The sequence below is a fragment of the uncultured Candidatus Kuenenia sp. genome (genome assembly GCF_900696675.1).
Classification (GTDB): domain Bacteria; phylum Planctomycetota; class Brocadiia; order Brocadiales; family Brocadiaceae; genus Kuenenia; species Kuenenia stuttgartiensis_A.
On record NZ_CAADGZ010000020.1, the window covers coordinates 1 to 20,795 of the forward strand.

At 39.5% G+C, this 20,795-nt stretch carries 17 protein-coding genes and 1 pseudogene; all 18 read right to left on the reverse strand.

All coding sequences use genetic code 11. The features are described 5' to 3' along the window. Positions 1–112 precede the first annotated feature (112 nt). Complete coding sequence (locus QZT26_RS05060; protein WP_295101062.1) at positions 113–727, reverse strand: PD-(D/E)XK motif protein; 615 nt, start codon at positions 725–727, stop codon at positions 113–115. After that, positions 675–3,545 (reverse strand): Z1 domain-containing protein, encoded by a 2,871-nt coding sequence (locus QZT26_RS05065; protein ID WP_295101063.1) that lies wholly within the window; start codon positions 3,543–3,545, stop codon positions 675–677. The genes QZT26_RS05060 and QZT26_RS05065 overlap by 53 nt, the downstream gene beginning before the upstream one ends. A 2-nt stretch (positions 3,546–3,547) precedes the next feature. After that, positions 3,548–5,077 carry an ATP-binding protein gene (locus tag QZT26_RS05070; RefSeq protein WP_295101065.1) on the reverse strand — a complete coding sequence of 510 codons (1,530 nt, stop codon included), beginning with the start codon at positions 5,075–5,077 and terminating at the stop codon, positions 3,548–3,550. Continuing rightward, positions 5,074–6,318 carry a DNA cytosine methyltransferase gene (locus tag QZT26_RS05075; protein ID WP_295101066.1) on the reverse strand — a complete coding sequence of 415 codons (1,245 nt, stop codon included), beginning with the start codon at positions 6,316–6,318 and terminating at the stop codon, positions 5,074–5,076. The genes QZT26_RS05070 and QZT26_RS05075 overlap by 4 nt, the downstream gene beginning before the upstream one ends. After that, positions 6,315–6,731, reverse strand: a complete 417-nt coding sequence (gene vsr, locus QZT26_RS05080) for a DNA mismatch endonuclease Vsr (protein WP_164995658.1) — start codon at positions 6,729–6,731, stop codon at positions 6,315–6,317. Before vsr ends, QZT26_RS05075 begins: the two co-directional genes overlap by 4 nt. Before the next feature lie 111 nt (positions 6,732–6,842). Then, positions 6,843–7,058: pseudogene (locus QZT26_RS05085) on the reverse strand (UPF0175 family protein); the annotation flags it as partial. Positions 7,059–7,079: 21 nt separating this feature from the next. After that, complete coding sequence (locus QZT26_RS05090) at positions 7,080–7,301, reverse strand: hypothetical protein (RefSeq protein WP_164995659.1); 222 nt, start codon at positions 7,299–7,301, stop codon at positions 7,080–7,082. A 141-nt stretch (positions 7,302–7,442) separates the two neighbouring features. Continuing rightward, a complete protein-coding gene (locus tag QZT26_RS05095; RefSeq protein ID WP_295101067.1) occupies positions 7,443–7,787 on the reverse strand; it encodes a DUF5615 family PIN-like protein in 345 nt (114 codons plus the stop codon). After that, positions 7,762–8,085: a DUF433 domain-containing protein gene (locus QZT26_RS05100; RefSeq protein WP_205713344.1), complete on the reverse strand. Its 324-nt coding sequence runs from the start codon at positions 8,083–8,085 to the stop codon at positions 7,762–7,764. The genes QZT26_RS05095 and QZT26_RS05100 overlap by 26 nt, the downstream gene beginning before the upstream one ends. Before the next feature lie 404 nt (positions 8,086–8,489). After that, positions 8,490–9,221, reverse strand: a complete 732-nt coding sequence (locus QZT26_RS05105) for a YggS family pyridoxal phosphate-dependent enzyme (RefSeq protein ID WP_295101068.1) — start codon at positions 9,219–9,221, stop codon at positions 8,490–8,492. A gap of 32 nt (positions 9,222–9,253) precedes the next feature. Further along, a complete protein-coding gene (locus QZT26_RS05110) occupies positions 9,254–10,879 on the reverse strand; it encodes a phosphomannomutase (RefSeq protein WP_164995663.1) in 1,626 nt (541 codons plus the stop codon). Between the two features lie 389 nt (positions 10,880–11,268). Then, entirely contained in the window at positions 11,269–12,174 is a 906-nt protein-coding gene (locus tag QZT26_RS05115) for a DUF58 domain-containing protein (RefSeq protein WP_099325388.1), read from the reverse strand. Between the two features lie 157 nt (positions 12,175–12,331). Continuing rightward, complete coding sequence (locus QZT26_RS05120; protein ID WP_099325387.1) at positions 12,332–13,336, reverse strand: MoxR family ATPase; 1,005 nt, start codon at positions 13,334–13,336, stop codon at positions 12,332–12,334. 341 nt (positions 13,337–13,677) lie between these two features. Further along, positions 13,678–15,048 (reverse strand): CoA-binding protein, encoded by a 1,371-nt coding sequence (locus QZT26_RS05125; RefSeq protein WP_164995664.1) that lies wholly within the window; start codon positions 15,046–15,048, stop codon positions 13,678–13,680. A 130-nt stretch (positions 15,049–15,178) separates the two neighbouring features. Beyond that, complete coding sequence (locus tag QZT26_RS05130; RefSeq protein ID WP_157820534.1) at positions 15,179–15,838, reverse strand: hypothetical protein; 660 nt, start codon at positions 15,836–15,838, stop codon at positions 15,179–15,181. 216 nt (positions 15,839–16,054) lie between these two features. Further along, a complete protein-coding gene (locus tag QZT26_RS05135; protein WP_295101073.1) occupies positions 16,055–18,886 on the reverse strand; it encodes a tetratricopeptide repeat protein in 2,832 nt (943 codons plus the stop codon). A gap of 113 nt (positions 18,887–18,999) precedes the next feature. Then, the gene (locus tag QZT26_RS05140) at positions 19,000–19,218 is read right to left on the reverse strand and encodes a hypothetical protein (RefSeq protein WP_099325382.1); all 219 of its coding nucleotides are present in this window, start codon (positions 19,216–19,218) and stop codon (positions 19,000–19,002) included. A 182-nt stretch (positions 19,219–19,400) separates the two neighbouring features. Continuing rightward, positions 19,401–20,690: an OmpP1/FadL family transporter gene (locus QZT26_RS05145; protein WP_295101075.1), complete on the reverse strand. Its 1,290-nt coding sequence runs from the start codon at positions 20,688–20,690 to the stop codon at positions 19,401–19,403. Positions 20,691–20,795 lie beyond the last annotated feature (105 nt).

The following is a 20,795-nucleotide window of genomic DNA, read 5'->3' on the forward strand; positions in this document are numbered from 1 at the left end:
ACGGGTTCCTTCCGTTGCATCACAGAAGCCTGTAGTCGACAATATCATATTGTGATAATAAATCTTTTTGTCCAGAGTGGTACTATTTTACTTTGCCATCTGGTACACTTTTCTATTGCCATAACGACCATGTTCCTGACTGAAAATCCCTGATTTGTTTTTCTGGGCCAACCCAAGAATTAATGATGTTTAGAAAATCAGAACTAAATTTAATAAATTTTCTCAGAAAAAATATTTCACCGTAAAGTCCCCTTTGTTCTTCAGGTGTTAGTCCTTGTTGTTTGAAGCGCTCAAATAAGCTTTGCCACTTGATTAAACGATTGGAGTAATTTTTCAGAATTACTTTTATGTCAGATTCATTTATGACTGCTGCAAGAACATCAGCAACAAGCGTATCAAATACATCCTTAAATTGCTTGTCAACTAAAACAAGATTCAACAAAAGAAATTTGGAATCATCCGGATCGTAAATTTTATCGAACCTCAATCCTCTGAACTCATACTTAAAATTAAATTCTCTTCCAATCGCGAAAGGAACTTTTAAAATAAGCATTCTGTGTTTTTCCGGATGTTTTTCGCCGAGAAAAACATCACACTTGCTCGTATCTGAATAACGCAATTTAAAAAGTCCGGCAACTGCTGAACTGTTTGCTTCAAGTTGAGCCCAAATTTGTTTAATCCGTTCCTTCATTTTCGTCTTGTTGGTCAAGTTCATCAGGATATTCATACTCTTTCCTGAACTGTTCATTCACTGCGTATTCAATTTTTTCATCATTTTCTATTTCAGGAAAACTTATTGCAATACCTATGATTGGCATGTTACTTAATTTTTTCCTCTCACCCGTTGCATGCAAGCAATTTCCATTCAATGGATAAATCAAAAGCAATCCCTTCTTGCTGTCACGCCGCCATTTTATTCTTTTTCTGCTTGGTAATTCTGGAATTTCTTTTTTGCCTGCCTCTTTGTAATCCGCCTCTGTTTGAGCTATGGCTGCCAGAACCTCATCTTCACTCAAATCAATCAGTTCATGTCTATGGTCCGTGATATTGTATTTTGTCACTTCATAATTCATAGAATCGTTGCTGATATTAGTTCTGTCGGTAAGTCCAACTTTTTCTGTCAAGCCACTGAAAGAAAACTCGTCTTCGGGTTTTGCCGTTGAATTATTAATCAATGCAACCGTCCAGTTGACAAGGTATCCTTCCTTCGTTTGTGCAGTGATGTAATCAACAATTTTGTTTGTGTCAAGTACTTCCTCACCTATTTTGTATTTCTGGAGGAACGCAGCAATCACATTGAAATTATTTTCTCCCCGCCACACAAATATTTGTTTTTTGTTGTAGTCGTTAAATGGCTTTTCAATGGGTTTTCCAAGAGAGCCGATTAACTCATTAGTTGCATCAAAATTCTTCCTGAATCTCCCATTATCAAGTTTAAACTGGTATGTCTGTTCAAGCTGACCTGAGTAGCTCAGATACATGATTTTCTTGTATCTGAATTTGTTTGTAGCTGTAATTTTCAGAACTCCAGGATGTGTTCGTACTTTCAATCCAAATTCTTTTGGAGTTTTTTTCAGCAAAAACATGTAATCAAAATCTCTCCGCATTTCCTCAGATGCAATTGTAATATGCTTATACCACTTTGTGAGTTCGTTACTTGTGAATATTCTGCACAAGTCCACATATCCAGGTCTGTATCCGAACCACCTGCCCATCTGCATGAGGGTGTCATACATCTTGGAAGCACGCAAGTAATAACTTACTGTCAGTCCTTCTAAAGTCAAACCTCTTGAAAGCTTATTTCCGCCAACTGCAATCACTGAAAGGAATTTTCCTTGTTGCTCTGAAAAGAAATAGTCAAGTGGCGAAATGTTATGATGAGATAAACCCGCAATATTTTTTTCTCCGTGAACTGCTCTAACTTCCATTTTGGAAATTGCAGAATAAATTTCTGCCTTAACTTCATTCCATGCAATCGGTGTTATTTCAGGGTCAGAGTAAATGTGTGAATCACGAATGACATTTGTAGTTGTCGGCTCAAATTCTTTCTTCCAGATGGCTTGTAATTCTTTGAGCAAGTTGCCAGACTTCAATTCAATCTGCTTCTGATAAAATTTCAATTCAGCATCAACAAGCGATGCAATTCTGTCCTGCCAAACGATAAATCTTGAAATGTGAATGAGCATTGAATTGTGCACATCAATTTGCTTTCTCACTCGTCTTGCTGCTGCCGAAAGAATGAAACACTTTATTGCAAATTTCAAACTATTTGGAAGTTCTTCAGGCAATGGGTCGTTCTTTTTGTGTTCGTCTGGAACAAGTGCTTCGTAATCTTCTACCAAACGAATTACTGGCAAAGATTCTTCGTTTGCATCAGATGATGTGAGTGCTGGAAGTCCAAATATTTTTGCTGGTCCAATGTAGTTTGACGGTGCTGGAATGTTAATAACAAAATCTTTGGGAAATAAATCTTGTCCAACTACAAACTCATAATCTTTTATAGTGAGGTCTAAACCTTTTACCGATTCTTGTCCAAGAATTGGAATAAAAATATTTGCAAACGGTGTTGCTGTATAACCAACATAAGAACTCTGCTCAAATAAAGAAAGCAATGCTCTTATGCAACCGTTGATTGCAGAAACTTTTTCTTTGCTCACATTAATAGAAGCGTTGTCCGCTTCATCATCAATTAAAAGAAAGGGAATGTTTCGTATAATTATTTTTCCATCAGATTGCTTGTCTCCCCAAACAGCTAACCATGAAATTGAATTTTTGAGAATTGAACCGTTCTTTTTTACAACAGCAACTATCGGATCTGAGCTTTTCAAATGTATTCCCGCCGACTGTGCAACCCTGCGGTTGAAATCACCACTGAGATGGCTTGAGGTTAAAGCGTTTGCCGGAAGGTCAATTGGTTGATTTGTTTTTCCATCAAGCGGATTATAAAAACCAACTCCTATTTTATTTGTGTTTGAATATTGAAGTGAACGCTGACTGTTGAATCCTAAAAAACCTTCGTCAATTCTGATTTGTGTCTGGCTTCTCAATGAATCGTGCATACCTGCCATAACAATTATTAGTTTGTAACCTGCATCACCGGCTTTATTTATCAGTCCTGTGTAGTTGGAAGTTTTTCCTGACTGAACCTGACCAACCACCATACCTCTTTTATCCCATGTTCCAGGTGTTGAAGGATTTGCAATGCGGTCTAAAATATCATCGGTGAGATTGTCAAGTTTGTTGATGGTGTCCGGTGCAATTTTTTTTTGCAGATAACTGATGTAACGATTCCAGAAATTCCATTGAATGCTTGCCTTCGCATCTTTCAACCAGGGAGTATAGCCTTCATCTGTGTCAAGTATTCTGTAAACCTCAGAGAAAACAGAAAAGGTTGCAGCCAGATAATTGAAAAGAGTTTCCCTTTCTGAAACCAGGTCAGGAAAAATTTTCAGAACATTATCAATAGAACTGTTTATGTTCTGTGAAGAAGGATTTCTGATTTTCCGCAGAAGTTCAATGCAGATATTTTTTGCTTGTTCAATCATATTCAGTCAAGATTTGCGATGTATTCAGGGTAATGATTGAAAGGTTCAAGGTTGATGATAACTGCTTTCGCTTCTTCCTTTGTCTTTCCCTGTTTTGTAAGTGAGTCAGAAATATTTTTCATCAGAGTCCAGATGTCGTCATGCTTTATTCCTTCAAATGGTTTTCCCTGTGCTTCCGGTTCTTCCGCTTCTCTGATATAAATTGATTTTACCGGAATAGTTTCTTCAATAAACTTCAAGAGAGTATCAATCGCTTTGTCTGGTTTATCTTCTGCCTGCTTTCTGATTTTCTCAATCAACGGATGCTCACGATTGATTTTGTAAAACCATCTGTCACCTCGCTTGTGGTCAATCCAAAGCGGAACGAACTTTTGTCCAGGATATGGCTTTACATTTTTTCCTTTGTGTCTGTAAACTTCAACTGCCTGTGATCTCACCTTACCTGCGTATGCTTTCAACTGGTTACGCAATGCAAGCGGTGGACGTGCAATAGATTTCTTGATGTCAATCTGCCACTCTGAATCAAGATTGTTCGGAAGATTTATTTCTATCCTTGCAAGTTTGTAATGTTCTTCTTTACGAAACATTCCTAACCAATCACCCGCAAGCAATAATCTTTCATTCCGATAGATGTAAAAACCTTGCTGCTCATTCCAACCTTTCGGACCCTCTGCTTCTTTGAATTTGTCCTCACTGATTTTTGACTTGTGAGGCAACACATAACCTTTCACAATCACTTTTCCATTGTAGAAAGATTCTTCTGGAAATCCTTGTGTTGCCGGTTCGTTTGGCAGAAATGGATTCCATGCTTCAACTGGTCTGTCCTGAAAGAAGATTTTTACTCTGCCGTTTTCAATGAATCTGTGAAATACCATTGCAAGATGTTTCTTTACCTGTTTCATTATTTCAAGAAATTTATCTAATGCGTTCTCATCATCTTTTTGCAAATCTTTTACAAGCCGATCAATGTCGTTCCAGATTACAATTGTTCCTGACTTGACTGAATTGATTTCATTTTCAAAATTTCCGTGTGGTAAATACTTTATCAGTTCCCACTTGCCGGTTTGTTTTACAAAATCTAAATCCCAAGTCCAGAAAACAGGTTTGCAATTTTCTCTCTTGCTTATTACAGAAAGTTTTCTGCACTGAGAAAACGAAGCAGTCTTTAAGCCTAAACCGAATCTTCCTAAATCATTACTACTTCTGTCGTCTAGTGGATTTTTACTTCCGGGTCGCATTGCCTGAATCAGTTCTTCGTTGTCCATTCCATGTCCGTCATCTTTAACTGAAAGCCATGTACGAGAACCTTTCCATTCGAAATTTACCAGGATGTTTTTTGCTCCGGCTGATATTGAATTATCTATAATGTCAGCTATTGCAGCTTCAATGCTGTATCCGACAGCCCGAAAGGTTTCAATCATCGAAGATGCTTTTGGAATCGCTTCTACTGTTTGGTACTTTGTGTAATCGATAGACGATGTCATATTTACAAAAGTTCTTTTATCATTGGGAATACTCGCTATCTTCTTCATTTCAGATATTCTATCAATAGTTTTGCAATTTTCTCTATCATAAGAGGAGGAACAGCGTTTCCGATTTGCTTAAAAGCGGAGGTCCTATTTCTCCCCTCTTTTACTCCCTCAAAATAATAATCATCAGGAAACGATTGAAGTCTGGCAGCTTCCCGAACCGAGATTGAACGATTTTGTTCTATATCAGGATGAATGTAATAATGTCCGTCTTTTGCAATATGCGCTACAACTGTCTGTGAATAATTCACATTATCAGCTACGACCTTAAATCTGTCTAAGAAAGCGTTTCTATTTTTATGGGTTTTAAGCCTTTCCGGGAGATCATTGTAATCGAGCCTCCCCATCTTGCTTTTCCATTTTTCTACAGCAATTCTATAAATTTCTTTATCCTGTTCTGTGTGTGGTCTTGTAATGTGTTGTGTCAAAACATCAAAACCATTTCTTATTTTTGCAAAACACAGATAATCATTGATTCCATCAACATAATTACAATATTTATCTTTACCTTCTCCTGCGCTTAATTTAGGTAGGTCTTTAAAAATTTTACCGACTTCATATTCCTCCCTGCTTTGATCCTTTATTCGGCCAAATGAAAGATTTAAATCTTTTTTCCATCCTATAATAATTACCCTTTTTCTATTTTGAAGGACACCAAATTCTTTTGCTTCTACTTTAACGTGTTCAACTACATATCCCAATTTCCTGAAATCATCCTGAATATTTTTGAAATGTTTTCCTTTTTCTGCCGAAAGCAACCCTGTTACATTTTCAAAAACAAATAGCTTTGGGCTATATTTCTTTAGAAATTTTCCATACTGAATGTACAGGTAGTTTCTTGGATCATCCCGCATTCCGTTTCTATCTCTTGCCCGTCCTACTAAAGAATATGCCTGACAGGGAGGACCGCCTACTATCACATCTATATCTTTCCTGCCAATAAGTTTTTCTACTATCTGAAAAATCTTAGAGTTATTTTCGTCACTGATGGAAAGATTAATTACAGATTCTAAAATATGGGAAGGAACAATCGAATAAAGTTGCTCTCTGTTTATTTCGCCTTTAAGATATTTAATATAAATATCAAGTTTGTTATTTTCTTTGAGATAATGGAAGGAATGCCTCGTTTTTAAGGTAAAACATGCAGCGGGATCCACCTCAACAAATGCCACAGGTTCAAAACCGGCTCTTTTGAAACCTTCTGAGAAACCACCTGCTCCTGCAAATAAGTCGATATATCTCATTTTGTTAATCTCGTTGCTAACCGATTCAAGGTATTTTCCATATTCCCAGGTTTTAATTTGCACTCAAACACCGTTAAGATTTTCCAGCCCAGCTTTTTTAATTTTCCAGAGTTTTCAGTATCTAGCTGCTTATTCCGGTTAATCTTCTCAAGCCACCATTTCCTGCGGGTTTTAGGTACTACGAAATATTTACAGCCGTCGTGACCGTGCCAGAAACAGCCATGAATAAATACAACCGTTTTATATTTCGGGAAAACAAGGTCTGGCTTGCCAGGTAACATTTTATCATGAAGTTTATATCGAAAGCCATTCCCAAAAAGGAATTTCCTGACAATGATTTCCGGCTTTGTGTCCTTGCCCCTGATCTTTGACATGTTATAACTTCTGGTTTTCTTGTTGTGAACGTCTGTCATGAATTTTTTCTGAATAATAAGCCATTTTCTTTAATTCCGCAACCAATAAGAAGATGTAGATACCCTATCTTACTCAATAAAATTAATGGCGATGTGTTAGCAACCCATCGTCTATTCATGGTATATTTCTTCTTTTATTTCTTCAATGGTATACTGAAACGGCGAAACTCCAAATTTCCCCGGTGAAAATATAAATTCAGCGCGCGTGAGACCCGATATTTCCGCAGCCTTTTCCTGCGATATTATTCCCATTTCATACCATTTAACTGCTGCCGCGAGTCTTAATTCGCTGGCAAACGCGGAAGGCTCCTTTCGGAGTGCCGAAAATGCCCCTTCTGGCCTTCAACGCTAGTCGTTCCTTTCCAATCCTATATCACTTTCCGCTAAGTATGAAAATTCAAAGCCGAGCATTTCCATCATTTCAAGTAAGGTTGCTTCTTCTAATTCCATAATTTCTGCAGCCTTTCTTAGACTTATTATGCGTGTACTCAATGCGCCTAAAACCAAGAGAAATCCTTCCTTTGTTTTTTCGTCATGGAAAAAAGGGACTTCATCAACTATTTTTAACATTGTATATCACCTCCTCATTGTTTTCTAAAACAATCAGTCATTCTCTTTATTCCCGGTTTATTTTGCGATTTTAATGCTTCGCCTATTAGTGTTTGTAATGCTGAAAATGGAATCAAATATTTCACCTGATACAATCTTCAATTATAAGAATTCTATCTGATTCTTCATTTCCGCCGGTGATAAAATTTCTGCATAAAAGGCCAATCTCTTGATACACTCACCAACGCTCAATTTGTTCATTTCAACAAATATTATACCCCAGTGATTTTCCCCACCTCTTGCTAACTCTTTTGCAATTTTTAGAAAATGATGCTCATGGGTAAAAATAACGGCTTTAATGGCTGACGCATGCTTGAAATGTTCTATATCTGAGGTGCCCATCATTTCTTTTTCATGAGCAGAAAAAGCCTTAATTCCACGCCTCTTTAAACCTTCAGCAATACGGACATCAACATTTTCGTCAGTGTATATCTTTAATCTTGCCAAGCTTCTTCTCCAGAATGGAAGAACGCAATTTCTTAATATCTTCGGTTTCCTGAATTGCTGCTTTCCATATGCTATCTATCTCGTTCTTGTGTTCATAGTAGTATGAAAGTGCATCATGAATCTGCGGAAGGTTTATCTGTGGTAGTACAACCATTATATCTTCGGGAGACTGCCCCATGATTTCATATCGAATGGCTATATCCAGCACCCGGATACCCGTGCCAGAAATAACAGGCGCACCACCTCTTATTTTTTTATTAATTGTGATATAAGGGTGTTTGATTTGTTTCGTTATCATGCCCATTACACTTCCTCCTGGTTTACACTTTTAAGAGATTTAAAAGCGTATTTATAATCTTCTAAAAGTTCTTCTTTGCCCATTTACGCCTCTTCTTTTGCCTTATGATAGGCATCCAATTAATTTGACATGTTATAAACTTCTGGTTTTCTTGCCGTGAACGTCTGCCATGAATTTCTAAGGCAGAAAAACATTTAAGCTTTTTAAGGTGGTCGCAATTTGCAGCCACTTCAGCCTTTTCTTCAAATTTTCTGTTTCTTGGTTTGCTGGGTTTTCCTAAGAGAAAGCAGCAAACCCTTTTCTATCCTGAACCAGTACTGGGTGGATTAAGGAGCGGCCCTTTCGCGACGAATCCAGCAATAATATGGAGTATGCTTTTTCAATAGTTCTTATGTTGCACAATCTCACTGGTCTGTTTTTTCTGATGGCCAGTAATATGCATCGGGAGTATTTCTTGCCCCGAAAATTGCCGTGCCAATTCTTACCATGTTTGCGCCTTCCTCAATAGCTATCTGGTAATCATTTGTCATTCCCATGGATAAGTAGTCCATTTGTACCCTATCGATCCCTTCCGTGGCAATAATGTCACAAAGTGCTTTCAACACTTTGAAACACTTCCGGATCTTTACCTCGTCCTTTGTAAATAACCCGATAGTCATAAGTCCGCGAATATTTAACGTGTCATATTTTGCGATCTGTTTTATCAGGGATATTGCCTTTTCTGGTTCGATGCCATACTTGCTTTCTTCATGAGAAGTATTGACCTGCACAAGGATATCAAGCGACCTCCCTTCCTGCATGAGCCGGTGATCGAGTTTTTCTGCCAGTGGAAGTCTGTCTACGGAATGTATCATATGTGCAAATTTCAGGGCGTCTTTTACTTTATTTGTCTGCAAATGCCCAATAAAATGCCATTCCACCTTTTCATCTTTCAGTTCCTGGTATTTTTTGAGCGCCTCCTGTATTTTGTTTTCACCGATGATATTTCCGCCGGCCTTGATTGCTTCACGTATCCGGTCAACATCCACCGTTTTTGTTGCCATAACCAGGGTGATATCTTCCGGCTTCTTCCCTGCTTTAATTGCTGCATTGGCGATGTTTTGTTTTACATTTTCCAGATTTTCCTTAATCGACATATCTGCTCCCCTGTTCAAAATGATATTGCATCCTATTCAAGCGCCTCTTTTGTAATGGATTTTACGGCGTCAATCATTGCCGCCGCTTCACACTGAGATCTTGTTTCTGTATAAAATCTTACTTTTGGTTCCGTGCCGGACGGCCGAATCAAAAACCAGGAATTATCGTCCAGTACTATTTTAATGCCGTCTGTGGTGATAACAGAAGCTATTTTTTTCTTCTTTTCACCTATCAAAAATTCTTCACCTGTTTTAAATCTTTCCAGTAGTTTAGAAAGTTTTTTTGCGAGCGGTTCCCCTGCCAGAGAACGCGCGACCTCAATTCCTGCCCTTTCAGGATAGTATGCGCCGAATTCTTCTTCCAGCATGCAAAGATATTCACTGATGTTTTTTCCTGTAACAGCCATCATTTCAATGGCGATCAAAAGGCCAAACAAGGCGTCTTTTTCAAGGGTATTGTTGTATCCGGTTATTCCGTCGCTCTCTTCGTAGGCGACAATTGCCCTTTCACTGGCTTTTTGTAACATATAGGGCCTAAAATTCTTAAACCCTACGGCCGTTTCTTTTACCGGAATACTCAGTTTTTGAGCAATGGCATTTCCAAAATTACTGGTTGCTACCGACTTTACCAATACGCCGAAAATATTTTTATACGTATGTAAAAAGTGGAGCGCCGTCGCGCCAAAATGGTTTATGGTGATATCTCTGTTTCCGTCAGTAAATCGTATTCTGTCTCCATCCGGGTCAATAACCACGCCCAGCTTAAATCTGTTTCCTCTTCCCTTCAGCATATCCATTGCCGGTTGTATGTTTCTGGCAGAAGGCTCCGGAGAAATGCCGCCAAACAAATAGTCGTCTTCAGTTCTCAGATAAGATATTTTATTGCTTTCTCCGAGAATTGAAGCAGGTCTTTTTCTTGATGCGCCGTGAACATGATCTATGCAGATAAAACAATCTTCGTTTTGAATAAATCGCCTGATTTTCTCAATATCCAATGTACCCCGGCGCAGAAGAAAATCTTTATAAAGTTTTATGGTATCTATCTTCTCTACATCTCCGGGCAAAATCGCCGGTATGGTTTTGTTGTTTGCCATTAATTGGTTTGCATTCCTTTCAATGACACTTGTGATCTCAGTGCCGGCAGGGCCGCCATCGGCCGGATTAAACTTAAACCCGGCATAATTGGCAGGGTTGTGCGAAGGGGTTAAATTTATCGAACCGGCGGCATTTACCATTTCAACAGAGGCAGACAATTCAGGCGTGGTCGCTTCATCTGCGTAATACACCCTGATGCCTTCCTTAGACAATAAACCCATAACAGCATTTGCAAATTCAGGCCCAAGGAACCTGTTATCGTGTCCCACAATTATGCCGTGTTTTTTTATATCCCCGAAATTCTCCGCCCCTAAAGCACCCAGTAATTCAGCGCCTGCGTTTTTAAACATTTCGATTATTGCGGTGGTTACTATGCGCACCGTATGAAAGGTGTAGTCTGTGCCCATTTCTCCTCTCCAGCCGGATGTCCCAAAAACGATCTTTGCCGGAGCGGTGTTTTCTTCCGCAAACTTTTTGATTTCACTCAGTAAACCGGCGTTTCCTTTTACATCTGACAAGATAGCTCTCCAACATTCTTCCGCATTCTTAAAATGATGTGCCATATGCATTATATCCCCCAAAAAAGTGGTAATAAACAGATACCTAAGCTGGTATAGCCAGAGATTAAACAAACACGAAATAAAAAATACGAAATGCGAAACAAATTCTAATGACAAAATGATGTAAATTCTAAACAAGTGCACCTTTCGTATCGTGCATTTCATGCTTCATATTGTTGCCTGCCTGTGCGTGATCGCACGCAGACAGGGATGTTTTGGATTTGTTTTGAATTTTATGCTTTGTTATTCGAATTTGTTTCGTATTTCGTACTTCGTACTTCGTACTTCGCATTTCGTGTTTCAGATTTCGTGTTTCAGATTTTACAATTATCAGATTTCACCATTAAATATTTTGCCAAATAATGCAAAGAAATTACTGATACCGTGGTGCGTCATATCTTGATGATTGAACGGAGGACATTTTCCCTTCGCGCCAAAAACTGAATTAACGTTTGGTCAAGAGGTGTGGAAGAATCTATCAGCCAGTAATCTATCTGATTTTCCAGGCATGTTTTTTTGAATTGATCAATAAAGCGGTTTATTTCTGCCAGATACCGGTCTTTTATCGTCTTTGGGTCTGCCAGTATCTTTCTATCATCTTCCATCGATTCGAAATAAGTAATCGTTTCAAACGGGAAAGTGAGTTCATAAGGGTCCAGAATGTGAAATAATAATACTTCGTTCTTTTTAAAATGGAAATATTTTAATTGCCGTATAATTTCTTCCCTATTATCAAAAAAATCAGATATGATGATAATTAATGAACGATGGCGGATCTTTTCAGCAAATTCTTTAAGAACGGCGCCGATATTGGATGCACCACCAGCCTCTAATCCTTCAAGTGTTTTGATTATCGCATAAAAATGGGAAAGTCTCGACCGCGGAGGCACATACTGCTTCATGCCTTCGCGGAAACAAACCAATCCCACAAGATCGGACTGCCTTAGCAGCAGATACGAGAGAGAGGCCGCAAGGGTAATTGCATACTCAAGTTTGCTTACCCCTTTTGACTTATATCCCATAGAACCGCTGGCATCGACAAAGAGGTAGCTTTTAAGATTTGTTTCTTCCTCGAATTGTTTTACATAATATTTATCAGTCTTTGCCTGTACCTTCCAGTCAATATGTTTTATCTCATTGCCGGGAGAATACTCTTTATGCTCAAGGAATTCGATGCTGGAACCGGTGTAAGGACTTTTATGAATGCCGGACATTACCGCATCCGCTACCAGCCTTGCGCGCAATTCCATATTCGCAATCTTTGAGAGTGTTATTGGATCGAAAGGATTTTCAGGCATTTTTTAGAAGTAGTCTATAGTATGCAGTCGGCAATCCACAGTCTTCAGCCGGCAAATTGCCGATTGAGGACTGTGGTTTGTGGACTGCGCGATGTGAGGAATCTTAAGATTCCTCACTTTGGTAGAGCGGTTGAGGCTATATTGCGCCGTGTTTCATTCATTCTTTTATGGCGTCAACCAACTGGTCGATAATGTGAAGGGTTGTTTTCCCTTCGGCTTCTGCATGAAAATTCGTGATAATGCGGTGTTGTAATATGGACTTTGCAAGCTTGCGAACGTCGCTGCATGTCGCTGCATACCTGCCATCCAGTATTGCCCTGGCCTTACCGCCAAGGATAAGATATTGCGACGCACGGGGGCCTGCCCCCCAGCTAATCCATTTTTTAATAAAATCAGGCGCCTCCGAATCGTTTGGCCTGGAAGCGCGAACCAATCTTACGGCATAGTCAAGCACATGATCAGCAACGGGCACCCTGGTAACCAATTCCTGAAGATGTATTATTTCTTCGGGACTGAATACCTTAGAAACACAGGGTTTAAAAGCAGATGTGGTGGTTCTCACAATTTCTATTTCCTCCTCCCTGGAAGGATACTCTACATTAATCTGAAACATAAACCGGTCAAGTTGTGCTTCAGGCAGAGGATAGGTGCCTTCCTGTTCAATGGGATTCTGGGTAGCAAATACCATGAAAGGGGGATCAAGTTTATAGGTAGCGCCGCTTGCAGTCACTTTGTTTTCCTGCATCGCCTGAAGGAGGGCAGCTTGCGTCTTTGGAGGTGTGCGATTAATTTCGTCCGCAAGCAAAATATTGGAGAAGATAGGGCCTTTAATAAATTTGAAAAACCTTTTTCCCGTATCGTGATCCGTCTCTAAAATATCTGTGCCTGTGATATCCGCAGGCATGAGGTCTGGCGTAAACTGTATACGATTAAACTTCAAATTCAAAACATCTGCTAACGTACTTACCAGTAATGTCTTCGCAAGGCCTGGAACTCCCACAAAAAGACAATGCCCTTTGCAAAAAAGGGCAACGAGAAGTTCGTCAATAACGTCTTCCTGACCGATAATGACCTTTGCAATTTCCTTTTTAATCCTTGTACGGCCGTTTACTATCTTTTCAATTGACTGGAGGTCGGATTTTTCTATTTCAAGGGGTGCCATAAAGAATGATATTTTCTATAAAGGTAATGGCCGCCATGTTCTCTGTTCAAGAACTATATGTTTATTATTTATCGGCTTAAGACACGGTAGCAATTCTACCAGGGTAGGGGGCGAAGCATTTGCCAGTTTAGGTACGAACGCATTTATGACAATTTATGGCAAATGCTTCGCCCTTACAGTTTGTATAAAGAAAAAAAAGAGCGTCGGTGTCGAAGCTGCTCAGATAAGCCCAAAACTGAGCGATATACTACCAAGGCTTTTCCCCGGCACCAACGCCCTATTATTTTTACCAAAAATCAGTTTAATTGTGAATGAAAATTTTTAATTTATCTGCCTTTCCTTTAATGCGCCTGCAACATCTTTCTCTCCAACAACATGCCCATGGCCTTTGCGCTTCTTTCCGGAGAGGGGTATACGGGATAATGCCGTTCTTCCAATAACCGTTTTATCTTCGTGGCGAAAACTCCGCCAACGGTACACACAACAGCGGGTTTCCCCGATGCCTTCATTGTCTCATCAATAACGGATACAATTTTCTCAGACATCCCTTTCGGCGACATAAGCGGTATAATAATAACCGCGTCATATTCATCGCTTTCGACCATACAAGTTTGCAAAACAACGCGATAATCATCATCGCACGCGCTTCCCGTTAAGTCTACCGGATTATTCACAACGTAAAACTTAGCGAATTTCTCCTTTAATTTCTCCTTTAATTCAGGCGAAGGAGGCGTCACTTCCAAACCGTTTTGGGCGCAATAATCCGCCACAATAACGCCAAAGCCCCCTCCATTTGTTACGATTAATATTTTGTTACCCATGGGAGGGGATTGCATGGAAAGGGCCTTTATCCCGTCAATAAATTCTTCAAGGCCATTTGCCTCAATAATGCCTGCCTTCAGAAATGCCGCTTTATATATTTCATAGTTTCCTGCAATTGCTCCGGTATGCGATTTAGCAGCCGCTACCCCTGCAGCGCCCTTTCCTACTTTCAACGCTACAATAGGTTTTTCCCTGGAACAGGCTTTTGCGGCTTCAATAAACCGTCTTCCGTGATCAACCGATTCCATATAAATGGCTACAACTTTTGTATGATGGTCTTCCTTTAAAAACGGCAAAAGATCGGACTCTCCCACATCCATCCGGTTTCCGTAATTCACCATTTTAGCGATACCTATTCCCTCCTGGGCCGCTAAATCCAATACAGTGATGGCAAATGCCCCGCTTTGCGAAAGAATTGAGAGGGCGCCTCTTTTTGGTTTAGTAATCCTTTCCCATGACAAGAAAGATGTGGTAAAGTTCGCATAATTATCTAAAACCCCCAGGCAGTTGGGGCCTATAATGCGAATATTATTTTCAAGCGCAACTTTCCGGATATCCTCTTCCATTTGAATACCCTCTGCGCCCATTTCGCGAAATCCCGCACTGATTATTACGGCATAATGGACTCCCTTCTGCGCCTGCTGCTTCACGATTTCCAATACAAACGAAGCCGGTATTGCAATAACGGTAAGCGCAATTTCCTCAGAAATATCAGACAGTGCAGGAAAACATTGTAAGCCAAAAACTTCCCTATATTTTGGGTTTACGGGATAAATTCTTCCGGCAAAACCCATATCTAGAAGATTTTTCAGTATAATTCCAGGCACACTGCCGGTTTTTTCCGTAGCACCGATAATGGCAACCGATGAGGGATTAAAAAAAACGTCCATGCACATTTTCTCCACCATGCCCGTGTATGGCTATGGGATATGGATTCTTTTAAATAAATTCGTTTTGAAAAAAATAATGACTGGCAGGTAGGGAAATGAATATGTTTTTAAAATGTCCGTTTAGGGATGATTATTTAGAAAACCACAGGAAGACAATTGTGCCTAAGAGAGTAATCCAGAAACCAAAAAGCCACTTAAGCAGGTCGATTTTAGCAATATAGATTTTGCCTGATAGTTCAAGCTTGGAATTTTCAATTTTGCCTTCAAGTTCACTTTTTGTTCGATCGATTTTGCCTTCAAGGTCACTTTTTGTTCGGTCGATTTTGTCTCCAAGTTCACTTTTTGTTCGGTCGATTTTGCCTTCAAGTTCATTTTTTGTTCGATCGATTTTGCCTTCAAAGTCACTTTTTGTTTGGTCGATTTTGCCTTCAAGTTCACTATTTGTTTGGTCGATTTTGTCTTCAAGTTCACTTTTTGTTCGATCGATTTTGTCTTCAAGTTCACTTTTTGTTCGATCGATTTTGTCTTCAAGTTCACTTTTTGTTCGATCGATTTTGCCTTCAAGTTCACTCTTTGTTTGGTCGATTTTGCCTTCAAGTTCACTTTTTGTTCGATCAATTTTAACACCAAGCGCGTTTCTCGTTTTTTCACCGTCAATTTTTAGCAACTCAATGTCTGCTTTGGTTGCACCGTCTCCCCTGTAAGCCTCAATGAACTCGATAAGATCCCGGGCTTCATCTTCGCCAATTTTTGGTTCCAGTTTTTTTATAAGGTCATATGATTTAAACATGGATTTATAGATAGCAAAAATAGTACAAAAAAGCAACGAGAAAGCAACTATTCAGCGTAAAACGATACACGGCTCGTTCCCAAACAGATACTTCACTATGTTCAGTACAAGGTTTGGGAACGAGTTGCGCTCTGATCTCCGGGTAATTTAATAAATTACGCTGAATAGTTACACGAGAAAAATAACAACGCATACAAACCTCACCAACGACATCTTTTACTCCCTGGTTTTTTCTTCAATCTTTTCGAGTAATTCCCTGGCGACCTTATCATCAGGTGCAAGCGTTAGCGTGTTTTCCAATGCCTCCTTCGCCAGATCATATTGTTCCCTATTATAATAAACAACGCCAAGTATCCTGTGTGCATCGATTGATTTTTTATCTATTTGTATTACTCTCTGGCACTCGTGCACTGCATTTTCCCAGTCGAAATTTTTCAGGTAAATATCTGCAAGTAGCAAATAAATATTTACATAACCATGCTCCGGGTAGGCCATATTAAACTCGCGTAAAAGGGTTTCTGCCCGGTCATGCTGCTGTAAATCAACATATTCCCCCGCTAAATTGTGTGTATAAATGGGATTCTCAGGCGCCAATGACACGGCCTTCTGAGAATATCGGACGGCCTCATCATATTGTTGTTTTTTTTTATAAATAACGCCAACATTATTATAGTAGTCTGCAACGGAAGGATTCCGTTCAATGAGTTTTTTGTAACAATCCAAAAGTTCTTCATATTTTCCCGCAGACAAACAGGCATTTGTTAAATTCTCCAGGTAAACTTGTCCGTTCTGACTAAGTTCCAGCGCCTTTTTGAAACTTTCAATCGCTTTATCCGGCATGCCTTTTTTAAGAAAAATCGCACCTAAGTTATTATAATACACAGGTTCTGCAGGATTTATTTCAACCGCCTTTTCCGCAAAATAGAGTGCCTTCTCCATCTCCCCTTTTTGTAAATAAATATTGGTCAATCGCTCTAAATAGGTGACGGTTGCTGGCCGAATCAAATACGCCTGATAGAATTCCTCCAGTGCGCGATCCGTATTCCCCTTATTGAGATATAAAAACCCAAGATTGCCGTGAAATTGCGCCTGAAACGGGTCCATTTCTATCGCTTTGCTATAAAAATCAATCGCCTGATCAATCGTAGGCCGATTAAATTTTTCCGCTAACATCTGATAAATCATGCCAAAATGAAAAAAACCTACAAAATGTTCCGGAATAACCTTTAAAGAATTACCCGCATGGACAAATGCCTTTTGTATCCATTTCTCATCATTTGTATTTGATGCTTTTTGTAAATATACTTTGCATAATTCGTCACGATACGTGGTTTCATAAGGGTTGAGAAGGACTGCCCTGTTGATAAAGAACAGTCCTTTATCAACCATCAGTGCTGAATTTTCTCTCTCAGAATAATTCAATATCCTTCTGCCATATTCAAAATTCATATCCGCCTTGTATATACGCAAAACAAATAAGGTGATAAAACCCAACATGGCAAGTATCGATACACAACAAATCCACTTAAAACAGATTTTGCCAGGGGAAGGGACATTCTCTTTCTTTTGAAGGATTTTTTTTTGCTTTAACTGCGCTTCTTCGCCCGCGCCATTTCCTTCGGCGGTATTTATTTTTATTATCGAAATACAAAGCCCCATCATCACCCAGAAAAGCGTCACAATGGGGGTGTTTCCAAAGCTAAATTGATTCTGAATGAGATAGCAAACTATTCCGGATGAAAGCCCTAATATAAGGATCTTATCCCGATTGTTTAATCTCCTGTAATTCCTGCCAACATATACCCCAAAGGCAGTCAACAGCCACACATACGTTCCCAAACCCAGGATGCCCCGGGTGACGGCAGTATCAAGGATATCATTATGGATTCTATCCTGACGGGGAAACTGAAATCCATTATCCTCTTCTAAAACAGAAAATACCTTTGCCAGATTTTTTTGAAAAACAATCCCTATGGTATCTGGACCAATGCCAAGGGCCGGATAGTCCTTTATGATTTCAACAGCCGCCAGATATTGAAAAATCCTGGAAAAGGAGGATCCTGTAACAGAAAATTTTCCGGCAATCCATGGCCTTGGCTTCCGGGATATACTTTTTTCTTCCGCCTCTTTATCAATAAAAAAATCTGACGAATCCTTTTCATTTTGCACATCAGCAGCAAAATGTTTAATAAATGACGTTTCAGGCTTCACATTAAAGAATATCCCTATAATAAAGAATGAAACAACAAGTATTAAGAATGGATACCTTTCGGTAGATCGTTTTATAAAAATGAAAAAGAGAAACGGTACGATCCCGCCAAGAAGCGCTACAAAACATGCCCTGGTATTGGTAAGCCAAAAGGCGATGTATATGATCACCGATACTACATAAAAACTCCAGATGGCATATCGATTGTTAATGAAAATACCATCTTTGCCCTCTTTCTCTTTAAAGCCTATGAAAAATAAAGAAACGACCACGGGCAGTACCATAACAAGCTGCGCTGCAAAGAATACAGGATTTCCAAATGTTGAAAATACCCGGGGGCCACTGCTGCTCCATGTAAAATAATCCACACCGCATCGCTGAAAAATCCCATAAATTGAAGAAATTAACGCGCAAACGGCCATAGATATCAAAAGCATATAAAGCCTTGTACGCGTAGTGATGAAATGTATTGTGACGTAAAAAAGAAATATATAGCAGAGTGTGGCCGCCAGCCCTTCAAAACGCTTGTAGGTACCGAAAAGGCTCATAACCGGATTTATAGATACCGTTGTTGCAATGATAAAGATTGCTATATAGGCAAGAATAGGCGTGTTTATCGAGACATGCGAAAATGAAAAATCATGTTTGACTGTTAGTAAGATTGTCCAGATTACGAGCGTAGCTATTGAAAAAAAATATAAAGCCGCGACCTTGCTAAGGTCAAAAACGCTGTAGAGGCGTATATCAAAAAACAGGGGAATAATGACAACTGCAGCAAGCAATAGACCTATTATTGCTTTCTCGCAGTAGTTTGATATGGATTTGGGTATAGTAATCATTTTACTATGTTTCTTTCAAAAGATTAAATACGAAGCTTACAAAATACTACTAATTTTTTGTCTTTTTGCAACAAATTATAAAAAACCGGCTTAAATAGTGAAACGATTTCATTTCATTTCGACTCTTTCCGGTACTTCTTTGTTTTGGAATGGTTTTGAGGTTCTTGCATTTGCAGGCAGGGGGTATCCCATTTTCTCTCCGGCAATAGGACAACAACGGGGGATTTTTCGTTTTTGGGGTAGTTGGTAGTGTTCTCTGCATTCTTCTGATCTTCTGGTTCTGCCGGGCATGGCATTAGTACCTTATTGGTAATTTCTTTGCACACTTCCATTCGTCAGTGCGTGCTTTTTGGCAAAATGTTTAATTGTCCCTTCTGTAGTCAGCAATCTGTCGTCGTCAAATTGCAGATTGAGAATTGAGGACTGCAGATTGTTTTCGTGTTTGTTTAGTTTCTGGCTATGCCGGATTAGGAATGTGGGTGCTATATAAATAAATGCCTTCCATAATCTACAATCAAAAATTATACACCAGGCTGATACCAATCAAGTGGAGATCACTATCATACTTTCCACTCGCGCTGGTGGCACTATTTACCAGGGAGTCAGAGGGATTGTCATCAAGGGAATTGTTTTTACTCCTGCCTTCGAGCCGCTGATAACCATATGCTATGTCGATTCTGAATTGTTTGAATTTAATATTGGTTCCGAGGGTAATAAGATGTGTATTGGCATCGGGGACAATGGGGTCAAAAGTTTTGTCGGGTACAGGGTTTCCACTGTACAGGTAACCTGCAAGCAATGCAAATGTTTTATTTATCTGATATTTGGCGCCAAGATTTACTGAATAGGTATCTTTCCAATCTTTTTCGGTAACGGATGTTTTACTGCCGGCAACCGGCTGATCAAGATTTATCTTTAATTCGTCAAAGGAAGACCAACCTTCCCATCTCAAACCAGTTTCCAGCGTAAGACGGTCTATGCCTCTATAGGTAATTCCCACATGAGCCTGTTGCGGAAGTGTCAGGTCTGCATTGCCTCCGGTATTTTGAAATAGTGTGCTGATTAGTGAAGGGGTACCGTTGGGAAGGTCAAAATCGGCGTCGCCATCAATATCAACCTCGATTTTGCTGCGGTACGATGTACCGATGGAAATATCTTCGTTAATGTCGTAGATAAAGCCAAGATTATATCCAATGCCATCACCATCTCCGTCAAATTGTTGTCCGGCGTCGGATAGCCCGTAGGGAGACAGATTTATCTGTTTCTCTAAAGTAGTATCGAGCAGAACGTAGTTAACTCCTGCCGCGAATGCGATATTTGGCATTATCTGATATGAAACCACGGGGTTTATATTAAAGGTTTGTAATTCTGAATTGGTAGCTATATACCTTCCTTCCCAATCATCACCCCAGTCAATTCCCAATCCAAAAGAGTTAAAGACGCCCAGTCCGGCGCTAACCTTATCATTGAACTTATGGGTGATAAAAACCGTGGAGGGGAAAAACACGTCTTCTTCTGTTTTAAAAGTCTTTCCGGATAAATCACTTCTAAATTCATTAGAAGGCAAAAGCACGGTCGTCCCAGCTTCTATCTGTGTCCCGTCGAGTTTATTAATCAATGCAGGATTAAAAAAGATAGCCGACGGGCTATCAGAGTTGGCAATTACGGCATTTGCCTGTCCGAGTGCGGTAGCCCCTTGGGTAAAGATCGCGAAGCCGGAACCATACGCGTTTGGAATGATACAAATGACAAACAATACACAGAGAGGAACAGCTATTCCTTTCAATAATCCTTTTCGACTCATAGTAAACATCCTCCTGTTTGAGATAAGAAATGAAATGCAAAGGTTCAAGTGTGATAACGTGCCTATATAATCAAATCTAAATATCATTATCAATCAAAAAAAAAT